This window comes from Trinickia sp. LjRoot230, from assembly GCF_964253315.1.
Lineage (GTDB): Bacteria > Pseudomonadota > Gammaproteobacteria > Burkholderiales > Burkholderiaceae > Trinickia.
Genome location: NZ_CAXUQX020000001.1, coordinates 3,119,655 through 3,135,619, shown reverse-complemented (window position 1 = coordinate 3,135,619; position 15,965 = coordinate 3,119,655). Strand labels below are relative to the sequence as shown.

At 61.1% G+C, this 15,965-nt stretch carries 16 protein-coding genes; 13 read left to right on the top strand and 3 right to left on the bottom strand.

Annotated features, from left to right (window positions below):
• The first annotated feature begins 54 nt into the window (after window positions 1-54).
• The 13 genes from nuoG (at window position 55) to ACSQ20_RS14220 (ending at window position 12,696) form a co-directional block, all read left to right on the top strand.
• Entirely contained in the window at window positions 55-2,409 is a 2,355-nt protein-coding gene (gene nuoG, locus ACSQ20_RS14280; RefSeq protein WP_436020989.1) for an NADH-quinone oxidoreductase subunit NuoG, read from the top strand.
• A complete protein-coding gene (nuoH, locus tag ACSQ20_RS14275) occupies window positions 2,410-3,474 on the top strand; it encodes an NADH-quinone oxidoreductase subunit NuoH (protein ID WP_436020987.1) in 1,065 nt (354 codons plus the stop codon). It begins immediately after the preceding gene.
• A 13-nt stretch (window positions 3,475-3,487) separates the two neighbouring features.
• A complete protein-coding gene (gene nuoI, locus ACSQ20_RS14270) occupies window positions 3,488-3,976 on the top strand; it encodes an NADH-quinone oxidoreductase subunit NuoI (RefSeq protein WP_436020985.1) in 489 nt (162 codons plus the stop codon).
• 111 nt (window positions 3,977-4,087) lie between these two features.
• On the top strand, window positions 4,088-4,786 hold the full coding sequence (locus ACSQ20_RS14265) for an NADH-quinone oxidoreductase subunit J (protein WP_436020983.1): 699 nt from the start codon (window positions 4,088-4,090) through the stop codon (window positions 4,784-4,786).
• A 17-nt stretch (window positions 4,787-4,803) separates the two neighbouring features.
• Window positions 4,804-5,109 (top strand): NADH-quinone oxidoreductase subunit NuoK, encoded by a 306-nt coding sequence (gene nuoK / locus ACSQ20_RS14260; RefSeq protein ID WP_436020981.1) that lies wholly within the window; start codon window positions 4,804-4,806, stop codon window positions 5,107-5,109.
• Window positions 5,110-5,126: 17 nt separating this feature from the next.
• On the top strand, window positions 5,127-7,169 hold the full coding sequence (gene nuoL / locus ACSQ20_RS14255; RefSeq protein ID WP_436020979.1) for an NADH-quinone oxidoreductase subunit L: 2,043 nt from the start codon (window positions 5,127-5,129) through the stop codon (window positions 7,167-7,169).
• 14 nt (window positions 7,170-7,183) lie between these two features.
• Window positions 7,184-8,674, top strand: coding sequence for an NADH-quinone oxidoreductase subunit M (locus tag ACSQ20_RS14250; protein ID WP_436020977.1), 1,491 nt, complete (start codon window positions 7,184-7,186; stop codon window positions 8,672-8,674).
• A 25-nt stretch (window positions 8,675-8,699) separates the two neighbouring features.
• Entirely contained in the window at window positions 8,700-10,181 is a 1,482-nt protein-coding gene (nuoN, locus tag ACSQ20_RS14245) for an NADH-quinone oxidoreductase subunit NuoN (RefSeq protein ID WP_436020975.1), read from the top strand.
• Complete coding sequence (locus ACSQ20_RS14240; protein ID WP_436020973.1) at window positions 10,181-10,477, top strand: DUF2818 family protein; 297 nt, start codon at window positions 10,181-10,183, stop codon at window positions 10,475-10,477. The genes nuoN and ACSQ20_RS14240 overlap by 1 nt, the downstream gene beginning before the upstream one ends.
• Before the next feature lie 44 nt (window positions 10,478-10,521).
• The gene (locus ACSQ20_RS14235; protein ID WP_436020971.1) at window positions 10,522-11,127 is read left to right on the top strand and encodes an NUDIX domain-containing protein; all 606 of its coding nucleotides are present in this window, start codon (window positions 10,522-10,524) and stop codon (window positions 11,125-11,127) included.
• A 61-nt stretch (window positions 11,128-11,188) separates the two neighbouring features.
• Window positions 11,189-11,671, top strand: coding sequence for a DUF1178 family protein (locus ACSQ20_RS14230; RefSeq protein WP_436020969.1), 483 nt, complete (start codon window positions 11,189-11,191; stop codon window positions 11,669-11,671).
• A gap of 90 nt (window positions 11,672-11,761) precedes the next feature.
• Window positions 11,762-12,235, top strand: coding sequence for a MaoC family dehydratase (locus tag ACSQ20_RS14225; RefSeq protein WP_436020967.1), 474 nt, complete (start codon window positions 11,762-11,764; stop codon window positions 12,233-12,235).
• Window positions 12,232-12,696, top strand: coding sequence for a MaoC family dehydratase (locus tag ACSQ20_RS14220; protein ID WP_436020965.1), 465 nt, complete (start codon window positions 12,232-12,234; stop codon window positions 12,694-12,696). Before ACSQ20_RS14225 ends, ACSQ20_RS14220 begins: the two co-directional genes overlap by 4 nt.
• A 25-nt stretch (window positions 12,697-12,721) precedes the next feature.
• On the opposite strand, the gene ACSQ20_RS14215 is transcribed toward ACSQ20_RS14220, so the two are convergent.
• The 3 genes from ACSQ20_RS14215 to ACSQ20_RS14205 form a co-directional block, all read right to left on the bottom strand.
• The gene (locus ACSQ20_RS14215; RefSeq protein ID WP_436020963.1) at window positions 12,722-13,414 is read right to left on the bottom strand and encodes a glutathione binding-like protein; all 693 of its coding nucleotides are present in this window, start codon (window positions 13,412-13,414) and stop codon (window positions 12,722-12,724) included.
• Between the two features lie 141 nt (window positions 13,415-13,555).
• Window positions 13,556-14,791: an acyl-CoA dehydrogenase family protein gene (locus ACSQ20_RS14210; RefSeq protein WP_436020961.1), complete on the bottom strand. Its 1,236-nt coding sequence runs from the start codon at window positions 14,789-14,791 to the stop codon at window positions 13,556-13,558.
• 23 nt (window positions 14,792-14,814) lie between these two features.
• On the bottom strand, window positions 14,815-15,927 hold the full coding sequence (locus tag ACSQ20_RS14205) for a phosphotransferase (RefSeq protein ID WP_436020959.1): 1,113 nt from the start codon (window positions 15,925-15,927) through the stop codon (window positions 14,815-14,817).
• Window positions 15,928-15,965 lie beyond the last annotated feature (38 nt).

The window sequence follows — 15,965 nt, the reverse complement described above, 5'->3', positions numbered from 1 at the left end:
GAGCGGTAATAGAGCGGTAATCGAGCGGTAATAGGTTAAGGACCATTCACCATCATGGTTGAACTTGAAATAGACGGGAAGAAGGTCGAAGTGCCCGAAGGCAGCATGGTGATCCAGGCTGCGCATAAGGTCGACACGTACATTCCTCACTTCTGCTATCACAAGAAGCTTTCGATCGCGGCCAACTGCCGGATGTGCCTCGTCGAAGTCGAAAAAATGCCGAAGGCCGTTCCCGCCTGCGCGACGCCGGTGTCGTCCGGCATGGTCGTGCGCACGACGTCCGACAAAGCTGTCAAGGCGCAGCAATCGGTGATGGAATTCCTGCTCATCAATCATCCGCTGGATTGTCCGATTTGCGACCAGGGCGGCGAATGCCAGTTGCAGGATTTGGCTGTCGGCTACGGTAAATCGGCCTCGCGCTACAGCGAGGAAAAGCGGGTGGTATTCCATAAGAATGTCGGCCCGCTGATCTCGATGGAAGAGATGACGCGCTGCATTCACTGCACGCGTTGCGTGCGGTTCGGCCAGGAAGTGGCGGGTGTCATGGAGCTCGGCATGCTGGGCCGCGGCGAGCATGCGGAGATCACGACGTTCGTCGGCAAGACGGTCGATTCCGAACTGTCGGGCAATATGATCGACCTGTGCCCGGTTGGCGCGTTGACGAGCAAGCCGTTTCGCTACAGCGCCCGCACCTGGGAGCTCTCGCGGAGTAAATCGGTGAGCCCGCATGACTCGGTCGGTGCCAACCTCATCGTGCAGGTCAAAAACAATCGCGTGATGCGCGTGCTGCCGCTCGAAAACGAAGCGGTCAACGAGTGCTGGATTTCCGATAAGGATCGCTTTTCGTACGAAGGGCTCAACAGCGAAGAGCGCCTCACGCAGCCGATGATCAAGCAAGGCGGGGAGTGGATCGAAACGGATTGGCAAACGGCGCTCGAATACGTCGCCAAGGCGATGAAGGGTATCGCCGCCGATCACGGGGCGAATGCGCTCGCCATGCTGGGCAGCCCGCACAGTTCGGTCGAAGAACTGTTCCTGCTCAAGCAGCTCGGAAAATCGCTCGGTACGCCGAACGTCGATTTCCGTTTGCGCCAGTCCGACTTTTCGGAGGCGCCCGCGGGCGCGCCGTGGCTCGGCATGCCGATCGCCGCGCTTTCGACGCTCGACGCTGCGTTCGTGATCGGTTCGTTCCTGCGTCGTGATCATCCGCTGCTGGCGGCTCGTTTGCGCTTCGCTGCGAAGACGGGCGCGCAACTGCATTTGCTGCAAGCGAGCGCCGACAATTCGTTGATTCCCACCGCGAAGACGATCGTCGCCGCGCCGTCGGCATGGCTCGATGCGCTCGCCGGCGTGGCCGCTGCGGTTTCGCAAGCACGTGGCGTCGCACTGCCCGAGGGCTTCGGCGGCGTCGAAGCCTCGGCCGAGGCGCAAGCGGTTGCTGCCGCGCTGACGAATGGCGAGCGCCGTGCGGTGCTGCTGGGCAACGCGGCCGTGCAGCATCCTGATTTCGCCAGCATTCATGCGCTGGCCCAATGGATCGCCGAACACACCGGCGCGACACTCGGCTTTTTGACGGAAGCGGCCAACACGGTTGGCGCGCACGTTGTCGGCGCATTGCCCGACGCGGGTGGTCTGAATGCACGCGAGGTATTCGCGCAACCGCGCAAGGGCTATGTGCTGCTCAACGTCGAGGCCGAGTTCGATACGGCCGACCCGATCCGAGCACTGGCTGCGCTGACGCAGGCGGAGACGGTCGTCATGTTGTCGGCGTTCAAGACGGGCATGGAGTACGCGGACGTGCTGCTGCCGATTGCGCCGTTCAGCGAGACTGCCGGCGCATTCGTGAATGCCGAAGGCACGGTGCAAGCATTTAACGGCGTGGTGCGCCCGCTTGGCGAAGCGCGCCCTGCGTGGAAAGTGCTGCGTGTACTCGGCAATGTGCTTGGCCTGCCCGGCTTCGAATACGACACGGTCGAAGATGTGCGTCGCGCGGCATTGCCCGAAGGGCTGAGCGGCCCTGAAGGCGCGCTCTCGGCGCGGCTGTCGAATTACACGGGCGGCACGCCGAAGCGCGCTGCGCGCGCGTTGGCAACACGCGCGGGCGCGCTCGAGCGCGTCGCCGATGTGCCGATCTACCACGCTGATCCGCTCGTGCGCCGTGCGCCGTCGCTGCATCTGACGTCGGCAGCACGCGTGGCGAACTCGGTCGGCTTGCCGGCCACGCTTTTCGATACGCTCGGATTGAAAGAAGGCGACGCGGTGCGTGTGCGGCAAGGCGAGCGCGTGATGCTCGCTGCGGCAACGCGCGATGCGGATCTGGCGCCGACGGTGGTGCGCGTTTCGGCGGCAACGCCCGCCGGCGCGGCACTCGGCGGCCTGTTCGGTGAACTGGTGGTGGAGAAGGCGTAAATGAGCTTGTTCGATACGATCAACGCGGGCGGCACTCAGGTGCTCGGTGCGGCATGGCCGACGGTATGGGCGCTCGTGCGCATTGTCGTGGTCTCCGTTGCCATCTTGCTGTGCGTGGCTTATCTGATTCTCTGGGAGCGCAAGCTCATCGGCTGGATGCACGTACGTCTCGGGCCGAACCGCGTCGGCCCCGCGGGTTTGCTGCAGCCGATTGCCGACGTGCTCAAGCTGCTGCTCAAGGAAGTCATTCAACCGAGCGCCGCGAGCCGCTGGCTTTATGTCATCGCGCCAATCATGACGGTCGTGCCGGCCTTCGCTGTGTGGGCGGTAATTCCATTCCAGGCGAAGGCGGTGCTCGGCGACATCAACGCGGGGCTGCTCTATGCGATCGCCATTTCGTCGGTCGGTGTATACGGCGTGATTCTCGCGGGCTGGGCGTCGAATTCGAAATACGCGTTTCTCGGTGCGATGCGCGCGGCGGCGCAAATGGTGTCTTACGAAGTGTCGATGGGCTTCGCGCTCGTCGTCGTGCTGATGACCTCGGGCAGTTTGAATCTGTCCGACATCGTCGGCTCGCAAGAGCGCGGCTTTTTCGCGGGCTACGGTATCAACTTTCTTTCGTGGAATTGGTTGCCGCTCTTGCCTGTGTTCGTCGTTTATTTCATTTCGGGCATTGCCGAAACGAACCGCCACCCGTTCGACGTCGTGGAAGGCGAATCGGAGATCGTCGCGGGCCACATGATCGATTACTCGGGGATGGGGTTCGCGCTCTTTTTCCTCGCCGAGTACATCAACATGATCGTGATTTCGGCACTGGCGGCGACGCTGTTTCTCGGCGGCTGGAGCGCGCCGTTCGGCTTCTTGTCCTTCATCCCGGGCATCTTCTGGCTCGTTCTGAAGGTGTTTTTCCTGTTGTCGGTGTTCATTTGGGCGCGCGCCACGTTCCCGCGTTACCGCTACGACCAGATCATGCGTCTCGGTTGGAAGATCTTCCTGCCCGTGTGCATTTTGTGGGTCGTCGTGGTCGGGTTCTGGATCATGTCGCCTCTGAACATCTGGAAATAATGGGCGAGCGAACATGAACGCAATCCAAAACTTCTTCAAGACGTTTTTTCTGATCGAGCTGCTAAAAGGGCTCGCGCTGACGGGCCGTTACACGTTCAAGCGCAAGTTCACCGTGCAGTTCCCCGAAGAAAAGACACCGATTTCGCCGCGCTTTCGTGGCCTGCATGCGCTGCGCCGTTACGAAAACGGTGAGGAGCGCTGCATCGCCTGCAAACTGTGCGAAGCCGTGTGCCCGGCGCTGGCCATTACGATTGAGTCCGAAACGCGCGCGGACAACACGCGCCGCACGACGCGCTACGACATCGATCTCACGAAGTGCATCTTTTGCGGTTTTTGCGAGGAAAGCTGCCCCGTCGATTCGATCGTCGAGACGCACATCCTTGAGTATCACGGCGAAAAGCGCGGCGACCTCTATTTCACGAAGGACATGCTGCTCGCGGTGGGCGATCGCTACGAGGCACAAATCGCTGCTTCGAAGGCGGCAGACGCGCCGTATCGGTAATACGCATTGAGGTTGGCCGTTGTTTTGTTGGTCTGATGCAACGCCATGCAACGCAACGTGCCGTCTCAGTAACCCGATGCCTGACGATGGGCTAACGATGAACCGGTAATCATGGAATTCACGACCGTACTGTTTTATGTCTTCGCGCTGCTTCTGACAGTGTCCGCGCTGAAGGTGATCACGTCGCGCAACCCGGTTGGGTCCGCGCTCTTTCTCGTGCTCGCGTTTTTCAACGCCGCGGCCATCTGGATGCTGCTCGAGGCTGAATTCCTCGCGATCCTGCTGGTGCTGCTTTATGTCGGCGCGGTGATGGTGCTGTTCCTGTTCGTCGTGATGATGCTCGACATCAATCTCGACGTCCTGCGCCGCGACTTCCGCCGCTTCGTGCCGATGGCGACGATCGTCGGCGCGATCATCGTGATCGAGACGGCGCTGATTCTCTGGCGCGGCTACGGCGCGACGACGACGCCCCTGCACGAAGCAACCGCTGCCGGCAGAGTAGGGGCAGCGGCGGCCATGCCGAACACCTACCTGATCGGCAAGGCCATCTATACCGAGTACATCTTTGCATTCGAAGTGGCCGGCCTTGTGTTGCTGGTGGCGATCATCGCGGCGATTGCGCTCACCGCGCGCAAGGGCAAGGACAGCAAGCGCCAGCGCGTGTCCGATCAAGTCAAGGTGCGCGCCAAAGATCGCGTGCGTCTTGTGAAGATGCCGTCCGAAAAGGCGCTCGAAACCGGCAAGGGCGCCGACGCGCCCGGCGAGGTGGGCGCGAACGTCGGCGCCGGCTCTGTCGGCAACAACGTTTGAGCGTCGAGGAGAAAAATATGTTGACCCTGGCTCATTATCTCGTGCTCGGCGCGATCCTTTTTTCGATCGGCGTCGTCGGCATTTTCCTGAATCGTCGCAACGTCATCATCATTCTGATGGCGATCGAACTGATACTGCTCGCCGTGAACACGAACTTCATCGCGTTCTCGCATTACCTCGGCGACGTGCATGGGCAGATTTTCGTGTTCTTCGTGCTGACCGTGGCGGCAGCCGAAGCGGCGATCGGCCTTGCGATTCTGGTGACTCTGTTCCGTACCCTCGACACGATCAATGTCGAGGATCTCGATCAGCTCAAAGGTTAAATTCAGGCACTGCGGTTATGTCCACGACACTCAATGAAAACCTGCTGCTGGCCATCCCGCTCGCACCGCTCGCCGGCTCGCTGATTGCCGGGCTCGCGGGCAAGGCGGTCGGGCGCAAGGGAAGCCACCGGGTCACGATTCTCGGCGTGCTGATCTCGTTCATCCTCTCGTCGATCGTTCTGGTCGATGTGATGAAGGGCGCAAGCTTCAACGCGACCATTTACGAATGGATGCGCGTCGGCACGCTCAAGTTCGAAGTCGGCTTTCTCGTCGATTCGCTCACGGCGATGATGATGTGCGTCGTGACCTTCGTGTCGCTGATGGTGCACATCTACACGATCGGCTACATGGCCGACGACGACGGCTACGAGCGCTTCTTCTCGTACATTTCGCTCTTCACGTTCTCGATGCTGATGCTCGTAATGAGCAACAACTTCTTGCAGCTCTTTTTCGGTTGGGAAGCGGTGGGTCTCGTGTCGTATCTGCTGATCGGCTTTTACTTCACCCGTGAAAGCGCGATCTACGCGAACATGAAGGCGTTCCTCGTGAACCGCGTAGGCGACTTCGGCTTCCTGCTCGGCATTGGCCTGTTGCTCGCGTTCGCCGGTTCGATGAACTACGGCGACGTCTTCGCCAAGCGCGCCGAACTCGCCGCGCTGAGCTTTCCGGGTACGCACTGGGGGCTCTTGACGGTGGCCTGCATTTGCCTGTTCATCGGCGCGATGGGTAAGTCGGCGCAGTTCCCGCTACATGTTTGGCTGCCCGATTCGATGGAAGGCCCGACGCCGATTTCCGCACTGATTCACGCGGCGACGATGGTGACGGCCGGCATCTTCATGGTCACGCGCATGTCGCCGCTGTTCGAATTGTCGGATGCGGCGCTCTCGTTCGTCATGGTGATCGGCGCGATCACGGCGCTCTTCATGGGCTTTCTCGGCATCGTCCAGAACGACATCAAGCGCGTGGTTGCTTACTCGACGCTCTCTCAGTTGGGCTACATGACCGTGGCACTCGGCGCGTCGGCCTATCCGGTCGCGGTCTTCCATTTGATGACGCACGCGTTCTTCAAGGCGCTGCTCTTTTTGGGCGCGGGCTCGGTCATCATCGGCATGCATCACGATCAGGACATGCGCAACATGGGCGGGTTGCGCAAGTACATGCCGATCACCTGGATCACGTCGCTCGTCGGTTCGCTCGCGCTGATCGGCACGCCGTTTTTCTCGGGCTTTTACTCGAAGGATTCGATTATCGACGTCGTGGGCCTCTCGCATCTGCCGGGAGCGGGCTTCGCGTACTTCGCGGTGGTCGCGAGTGTCTTCGTGACGGCACTCTATTCGTTCCGGATGTACTTCCTCGTCTTCCACGGCGAAGAGCGCTTCCGTCATCCGCGCGATTTTGGCAATGGCCACGGCGCGGAGTCGGCCGCACACGGCGACGAGCACGGTGACCATGCTCACGCGCACGAGCCGCATGAAACGCCGTGGGTTGTCTGGTTGCCGCTCGTGCTGTTGGCCATTCCGTCGGTCGTCATCGGCGCAATCGCAATCGGCCCGATGCAGTTCGGCGACTTTTTCGAGCATGGCGTGGCGTTCGAGAAGGTGATCTTCATCGGCGCGAATCACCCGGGCCTCGAGGAAATGGGCAAGGAGTTCCAAGGATGGTTCGCGATGGGGCTGCATTCGGTCTCCGCGCTGCCGTTGTGGCTGGCGCTCGCCGGCATCGTGACCGCTTGGTTCTTGTATCTGAAGCGTCCTGACTTGGCCGAAACGATCAAGCGGGCGTTCGGCCCGATCTACACGCTGCTCGATAACAAGTACTACATGGACAAGATCAACGAAGTCGTCTTCGCGAAGGGCGCGGTGCTGCTTGGCCGCGGGCTCTGGAAGGAAGGCGACGTCGTGGTCATCGACGGTATCGTCAACGGAAGCGCGCGCTTCATCGGCTGGTTCGCGAGCGTCATCCGCTTCTTGCAATCGGGTTATATCTATCACTACGCGTTCGCCATGATCATCGGCATGCTGGGGCTCCTTACCCTGTTTGTAACGCTCGGCGGCAAATAAGGCGGGGACACTTAATGCACTCTTTTCCGATTCTTAGCACAGCGATCTGGTTGCCGATCGTCTTCGGCTTGGCCGTTCTCGCTATCGGTTCCGACAAGAACCCCGCCCCTGCGCGGTGGCTTTCGCTGATCGGTTCGATTCTCAGTTTGCTCGTGACGCTGCCGCTGATCAGCGGCTTCGATTCATCGAGCGGCGAATTGCAGTTCGTCGAACAAGCGAACTGGATCGAACGCTTTCATATCACCTACCACCTCGGCGTGGACGGCATCTCGATGTGGTTCGTCGTGCTGACGGCGCTGATCACCGTGATCGTCGTCATCGCCGGCTGGGAGGTCATTACCGAGCACGTGGCGCAATATATGGCCGCGTTCCTGATTCTTTCGGGAATCATGGTCGGCGTGTTCTCATCGGCCGATGGTTTGCTCTTTTACGTCTTCTTCGAAGCGACGCTGATTCCGATGTACCTGATCATCGGCGTGTGGGGCGGACCCAACCGGATTTACGCGGCGTTCAAGTTCTTCCTCTATACGCTGGCCGGCTCGCTGTTGATGCTGGTGGCGCTGATTTACCTCTACGTTCACACCGGCACGTTCGATCTCGCCACGTGGCAAAAGGCGCCGATCGCGATGACGCCACAGGTGCTTATCTTCATTGCATTTTTCCTCGCGTTCGCGGTGAAGGTGCCGATGTGGCCGGTTCACACGTGGTTGCCTGATGCGCACGTTGAGGCGCCGACGGGCGGCTCCGTGGTACTGGCCGCGATCATGCTCAAGCTCGGTGCGTACGGTTTTCTGCGCTTTTCGTTGCCGATCGCGCCGGACGCGAGCCATGCACTTGCACCGGTCATCATCGCGCTGTCGCTGACGGCGGTGATCTACATCGGGCTCGTTGCGATGGTGCAGGCTGACATGAAAAAGCTCGTCGCCTATTCGTCGATCGCGCACATGGGTTTCGTCACGCTAGGCTTTTTCATCTTCAACGACCTCGGCATGGAAGGCGCGATTGTGCAGATGATCTCGCACGGTTTCGTTTCAGGCGCCATGTTCCTTTGCATCGGTGTGCTCTACGACCGGATGCATTCGCGTCAGATCGCCGATTACGGCGGCGTGGTCAACGTCATGCCGAAGTTCGCCGCGCTGGTGATGCTGTTCTCGATGGCCAATTGCGGCTTGCCGGGCACATCCGGTTTCGTCGGCGAATTCATGGTGATTCTGGCCACCGTTCAATACAACTTTTGGATTGCGTTCGGCGCGGCGTTCACGCTGATTCTGGGCGCCGCATACACGCTCTGGATGTATAAGCGGGTGTACTTCGGCGCAGTGACGAACGATCACGTGAAGTCGCTGACCGATATCAACAGCCGCGAGTTTCTGATTCTTGGCGTGCTTGCGGCACTGACGCTGTTCATGGGCCTGTATCCGAAGCCCTTTACCGATGTGATGCACGTGTCCGTGCAAAACCTCCTCTCCCACGTCGCGGCCTCGAAGCTGCCGCTGGCACAGTAACGCAGAGCGGAGGAACGAAACGATCATGCAAAACGCCTCTATGTCACTCCTGTTGCCCGACGCGCTGATCATGGCCGCCGCCGTTTTGGCGTGGCTGAACGAAACGTTCGTCGGCGATCGCGGCCGCCGCGTCACGTATCTGATTGCGGTGCTCGCGTCGCTCGTCTCGGGCATCTGGTTCGCGACGCTCGTCTTCAATCCGGCCGCGCAGTCGCAGTACTTCTTCTCGCGCATGTTCGTCGTCGACGGCTTTGCCAGCGCGATGAAGGCGGTGGTCTCGCTCGGCTACGCCGTGACGATGATCTACTCGCGCAAGTATCTCGAAGATCGCGACCTGTTTCGCGGCGATTACATGCTGCTCGGGATGTTCGCGTTGCTCGGCCAGCTCGTGATGATCTCGGGCAACAACTTCCTGACGCTCTATCTCGGCCTCGAGCTGATGTCGCTGTCGCTGTACGCGGCAATCGCGCTGCGTCGCGATGCCTCGCAGTCGAACGAGGCGGCGATGAAGTATTACGTGCTGGGCGCGCTGGCCTCGGGTTTCCTGCTGTACGGCATCTCGATGCTGTATGGTGCGACCGGCTCGCTCGATCTCGGCGAGGTGCTCAAGGCCGTGGCCACCGGGCGCATCAACGATGCGGTGCTGTTGTTCGGGGTGATCTTCGTCGTGGCGGGTATCGCGTTCAAGATGGGCGCCGTGCCGTTTCATATGTGGGTGCCGGACGTGTATCACGGCGCGCCGACCGCCATGACGCTGCTCGTCGGCGGCGGGCCGAAGGTGGCGGCGTTCGCGTGGGGTGTGCGCTTTCTCGTGATGGGACTCCTGCCGCTCGCAGTCGACTGGCAGGAAATGCTCGTGATTCTGGCGGCGCTTTCGCTGATCGTCGGCAACATTACCGGTATTGCGCAGCGCAACGTGAAGCGCATGCTTGCCTACTCGGCAATCTCGAATATGGGCTTTGTATTGCTCGGCTTGTTGGCGGGCGTCGTCGACGGCAAGGCCGAGGGGATGGCCAACGCTTACAGCGCGGCCATGTTCTACAGCATCATCTACTTCCTCACGACGCTAGGCTCGTTCGGCATCGTGATGCTGCTCGCCCGGCGCGACTTCGAAGCCGAAACGCTGGACGACTTCAAAGGCTTGAACAAGCGCAGCCCGGTGTTTGCGTTCGTGATGATGGCGATGATGTTCTCGCTCGCCGGTATTCCGCCGACGGTCGGCTTTTACGCGAAGCTCGCCGTGCTCGAGGCGACGATGAACGCCGGTCTGACGTGGCTGACGGTGCTGGCCGTCATTACCTCGCTGTTCGGCGCGTTTTACTACCTGCGTATCGTCAAGCTGATGTATTTCGATGCACCGCAGGACAACACGCCGATCGCAAGCCCGATTGCGAACCGCTGGCTGCTGACCGCCAATGGTGTCGTGGTGCTGATGCTCGGTATCATCCCGGGCCCGCTGATGACGCTCTGCCTGAACGCAGTCGCGCATACGCTGCCGGCGCTCTGATGTCCGCAGCCGGTTGGTTCATCGTGCTGTTGGCGTTCGTGTCCGCCAACCTGCCGTTTCTGAATCAGCGGCTCTTTGCGCTCGTGCCGCTCGGCGCGGCGAGAAAGGGCGGCTGGATTCGCATCGGCGAATTGATCGTCCTTTATTTTGTCGTGGGCGCGCTCGGCTTTATGCTGGAAGCGCGCGCCGGCAACCGCTTCGACCAGGGCTGGCAGTTCTACGCGATCACGTTTTGCCTGTTTCTCGTGTTCGCGTTTCCCGGCTTCACGTTTCAATATCTCGTCAAGCGCCGCTGACGGCCCTCATGGCCGTACTGCGGCCGGTTTCCGGAGGACCGCAGATGGCCCAATTGCCCGATCACGATCACGATGCATCGCTGACGGAAGCACGCATCGCCAGTCAAACCATCCACGAGGGCTCGTTTTTACTCGTCAAACGCGACACGGTGCGCTTGCCCGACGGCAAGACAGCGACGCGCGAGTACATCGAGCATCCCGGCGCCGTGATGGTCATTCCAATGTTCGACGATGGGCGCGTGTTGCTCGAACGCCAGTATCGCTACCCGATCGGCCGCGTGATGATCGAGTATCCAGCCGGCAAGCTCGATCCTGAAGAGGGTTCCCTCGCTTGCGCCAAGCGCGAACTGCAGGAGGAAACCGGCTATACGGCGCGCGATTTCCTGTTCCTCACCCGCATCCATCCGATCATTTCGTATTCCACCGAATTCATCGACCTTTATTTGGCGCGCGGGTTGACGGCCGGCGAGGCGACGCTCGATGAAGGCGAGTTTCTCGATACGTTCGTGACTGACGTGCCGCAGATGCTCGAATGGGTCCGCACGGGCGCCATTAGTGACGTGAAAACGATCATTGGCACGATGTGGCTCGACAAGTTGCTCTCGGGGGCGTGGCAGCCCGACGAGGCGCTGCCGTCGGCCGTCCCGTGAACGTTATTCGCCGATAACGATTTCGCGCTACACTTAGCCCGATATTCGCTCACGATTCCGTATGAAGGTCCTCGATTTGCAATGCCCGCATTGCCATCGGTTCGAAGGCTGGTTTGCCTCCGTCGATGACTTCGAATCTCAGTTGTCGCGCAAATTGATCGAATGCCCGATTTGCGCGGCTACTGCGGTGAGCCGTGTGCCGTCCGCACCACGGTTGAACTTGTCCGGTGCGACCAGTGCACCTAACGAGGCGCGGCGGAGGACCGACGAATCTGGCGCACCAGCGGACCCGCGCGGGATGCCCGCCGAGCGAATGCGCGAGATCGAGGCGAAGGCACTCCGCGCGTTGCGCGAGGTGCTCGAAAAGACGGAGAACGTCGGCGAGCGCTTTGCCGAAGAGGCACGACGGATTCACTATAACGAGGCACCGGCTCGCAGCATCCGCGGCGTGGCATCGCCTGACGATGCGCGTTCGCTGGCGGAAGAAGGCATCGATGTCTTGCCGCTGCCAGGGCCGTGGGTGCCCAAAGAGTCGCTGCAGTAGGCCGTTCGGTATGTTGCGCATTAGCGCAGCCCTGTTCCATACTGTTTCCCGATATTGGCAGTGAGCCTTCGGCCACGGGAGACAAAAGAAATGGGCTTCAGCTTTGAAGATTTGGAAGTCGGCTCGCGCGCCGAAGTCGGCGCGCATACGTTCACGGCCGAAGAAATCGTCGAATTTGCCACGCAGTACGATCCCCAACCGTTTCATCTCGACGAAATTGCCGCGCGCGCGTCACCGTTTTGCGGACTGATCGCGAGTGGATGGCACACGTGCTCGGTGCTGATGGGCATATTTGTGCGCAAGATGCTGGCGGGGTCCACATCGATGGGCTCGCCCGGCATCGACGAAATTCGATGGCTCAAGCCGGTCCGCCCCGGCGACACGCTCCATCTGTTCAACTCGGTGGTCGACAAGCGCATCTTGTCAAGCCGTGCTGACTGCGGCATCGCGACGCTGCTGTGGGAGGGCATTAACCAGAACGGGGAAACGGTGGTCACCGTTCGTTCAAAGGTGTTGTTCGGTTTGCGCGATGTCGATCAGGCGTCGTCTGGAGCGGCGACGTGACAGGCGCCGTGGGAATTACCAACGCGGAGCAACTGCGCGCGCTCGTTGGTGGCGAGCCCTTCGTCAGCGCAGCGTTCACCGTCGATCAAACACGCATCGACGCATTCGCCGAAGCGACGGGCGATCATCAATGGATTCACGTCGACCCCGAGCGCGCGCGTCGCGAATCGCCTTTCGGCGGGCCGATCGCACATGGCTTCCTGACCCTATCGCTGATACCGGCGCTGCTGATGGCTACCGTGGATATTCGCCAGCGCTTGGGGCTCAACTACGGCATGAATCGCGTCCGATTCACGGCGCCCGTGCCGGCCGGCTCACGCGTGCAAGCATGTTTTCGCGTTGCGCAGACGAATGATCTGCCGGACGGCGGTGTGCAAGTGACGTGGGACGTCGCGCTGACGATTGAAGGGGCGGCCAAACCCGCATGCGTTGCCGAGTTCATCACCCGGCATTACTTCTAGCTTCTAGCCGCGCCCTGCTCGCGACTCAATGCTTGGCGTATTGGGTCGCGCCGAACAGCATCTCTCTCGCCTTGTCGTCCGTCAGCGCTTGCCGCGCCGATGCAAGGACGTCGACGCCGCGTATCACAGCCGGGCGCGCCGCGATCGCCTCGTGCCAGCGCTTGACGTTCGGGAATTCGGCAAGCTCGATGCCTTGGTTTTGCCACGAGCGCGTCCACGGGAAGCTCGCGATATCGGCAATCGTGTAGTCGTTGCCTGCCATGTACTGTGTTTTGCCGAGTTGCGTGTCCATCACGCCATAAAGCCGCTTTGCTTCGTTCGTATAGCGGTTGATGGCGTAGTCGATCTTCTCGGGCGCATAAATACGAAAATGATGCGTCTGGCCGAGCATCGGGCCTAGCCCGCCCATCTGGAACATCAGCCACTGCAAGGTCGCATAGCGTGCGCCGGCCTCGGTCGGCAAGAACTTAGCCGTTTTCTCGGCGAGGTAGATCAGGATCGCGCCTGATTCGAACAGTGACAGCGGCTTTCCACCGGGGCCGTCGGAATCGACGATGGCGGGAATCTTGTTGTTCGGACTGATACCGAGAAAATCGGGTTTAAATTGATCTCCGGCGCCGATGTTGACCGGATGGACACGATACTCGAGGCCCGTCTCCTCGAGCATGATGTGAACTTTATGGCCGTTCGGGGTGGCCCAGCTGTACACGTCGATCATTGCCGCTCCTTCATGAGGCTGGCGCCGCAACAAGCGGCACCGGACTGCGGCAAATTAGCATAGAACCCGCAGCGTCGCAGGGCGCCGGGCATTGCCCATAACGCCAACGCGGATCTCGGCGTTGAGCGTTGGCGCGCGCATTCATGCCGACTCACGTGGCCGTGGCGCGTGGCGAGCCAGCTCGAGCTTGGCGATGGCGTTGCGATGTACCTCGTCCGGCCCGTCCGCGAAACGCAGCGTGCGGGCGCAGGCATAGGCGTAGGCGAGTGGAAAGTCGCCGCTCACACCGCCGCCGCCATGAGCTTGAATCGCCCAATCGATGACCTGGCACGCCATATTCGGCGCGATGACCTTGATCATCGCGATTTCAGCGCGCGCTGCCTTGTTGCCGACGGTATCCATCATGTACGCCGCTTTGAGCGTGAGCAGGCGCGCCTGTTCGATCGCGCAACGGGCGTCGGCGATGCGCTCTTGCGTGATGGTTTGTGCAGCGATCGGCTTGCCGAATGCGACGCGTTCGGCCGTGCGCCGGCACATTAGTTCGAGCGCGCGCTCTGCCAGCCCGACGAGACGCATGCAGTGATGAATGCGGCCTGGCCCGAGACGCCCTTGCGCGATCTCGAAGCCGCGGCCTTCTCCGAGCAGGACGTTGCTCGCCGGTACCCGCACGTTGTCGAGCGAGATCTCCATATGGCCATGCGGGGCGTCGTCGTAGCCGAACACGCTGAGCGGTCGATGGACGGTGACACCCGGTGTATCGGCGGGCACAAGCACCATTGATTGCTGCGCGTGCCGGTCCGCGTCCGGGTTCGTCTTGCCCATTACGATATAGAGCTTGCAGCGCGGGTCCCCCGCGCCCGAAGACCACCATTTGCGGCCATCGATGACGTAGTCGTCCCCGTCACGCACGATGCGCGTGCGGATATTGGTTGCGTCCGAGGAAGCCACTTCGGGCTCGGTCATCAGAAACGCCGAGCGGATCTCGCCGGCGAGCAGCGGCTCGAGCCATGTACGTTTGTGGTCGTCCGTGCCATAGCGCTCGAGCGTTTCCATGTTGCCGGTATCGGGCGCATTGCAGTTGAATGCTTCCGGTGCCCAGGGCACGCGCCCCATGATTTCGGCGAGCGGTGCGTATTCGAGATTAGTGAGCCCGGCGCCGCGCGCGGAGGCGGGAAGAAAGAGGTTCCACAGTCCGGCGTCACGCGCATGTCCCTTTAACGTTTCGATGAGCCGCGTCGGCACCCATGGGTCGCCGTTGAGGCGGTTTTGCGCCACTTCGTCGAGAAACGCTTGCTCATTCGGATAGATATGAGCGTCGAAGAACGCGAGCAGCTTCGCGCGCAACGCTTGAACTTTCGGGGAGTAGTCGAAGTTCATCAAGACCTCGCGTAAATCATCAGTTAACGGACCTTCTGTGCGTATGACCAGGCCAACTCGGCCATTGGCTGTGCTCGCCGGCCGGCGTCGATGGCCTGCGCGCTCGCGGCTGTGCCGAGCGCCACGCGTTTCATGATGCCCTGCAGGATTGCCGCAATGCGGAACATGTTGAAGGCGAGATAGAAGTTCCAGTCGCCGGCAATCGAAAAACCTGTTCGTTCACAGTAGCGTTCGACGTAGCTGCGCTCGTCGGGGATGCCGAGCGCCGCCCAGTCCAGTCCCGCGATGCCGCGAAATGCGTGCGGGTCCACGTGCCAGGTCATGACGTGATAGGCGAAGTCGACGATCGGGTCGCCGAGTGTCGACAGCTCCCAGTCGAGCACAGCCAGCACGCGCGGTTCGCTCGGGTGGAAGATCAGGTTATCGAGCCGGTAGTCGCCATGCACGATTGCGAGCGGCGCTTCACTGCCGCCGCCGGCCGGTATGTGAAGCGGCAGCCATTCGATGAGCCGATGCATCGCCGCAATCGGAACCGTCTCCGACGCCTGGTACTGCTTGCTCCAACGCGCGATCTGACGGGCGAGATAGTTGCCGGCCTTGCCGAAATCGGCCAGCCCGGCGGCGTCTATATCGACCTTGTGCAGCGTGGCAATCACTCGGTTCATCTCGTCGTAGATCGCACCTCGCTGCGCGGCAGACATGCCAGGCAGCGATGGGTCCCACAGCACGCGGCCTTCAACATACTCCATCACATAAAAAGCCCGGCCGATCACCGCTTCGTCCTCGCACAGCGCGAGCATTCGGGCAACGGGCACACCGTGCTCAACAAGCGCGTGCATCACGCGGTACTCCCGCTCGATTGCATGTGCGGAAGGCAGCAGCTTCGCGGAGGGGCCGGGTTTCGCACGCATGACATAGCTTCGCCCGGGCGTCACGAGCCTAAAGGTCGGATTCGATTGCCCGCCAGCGAATTGTTCGACTGAAAGGGGGCCGCTAAAGCCGTCCAGATGTGCGCGCAGCCACGCGGCGAGGGCATCGATATCGAAACGCTGACGCTCGGCGACCTCGTGTGTGCCGGTGAAGGCCGAATAGTCCTGTTGTTGAGTGGAGCGCTCATGTTGCGGGCTGGTTTCCATCTCTGTCTCCCTTTCCCTCTCCTTCGATCGGTGGGCAC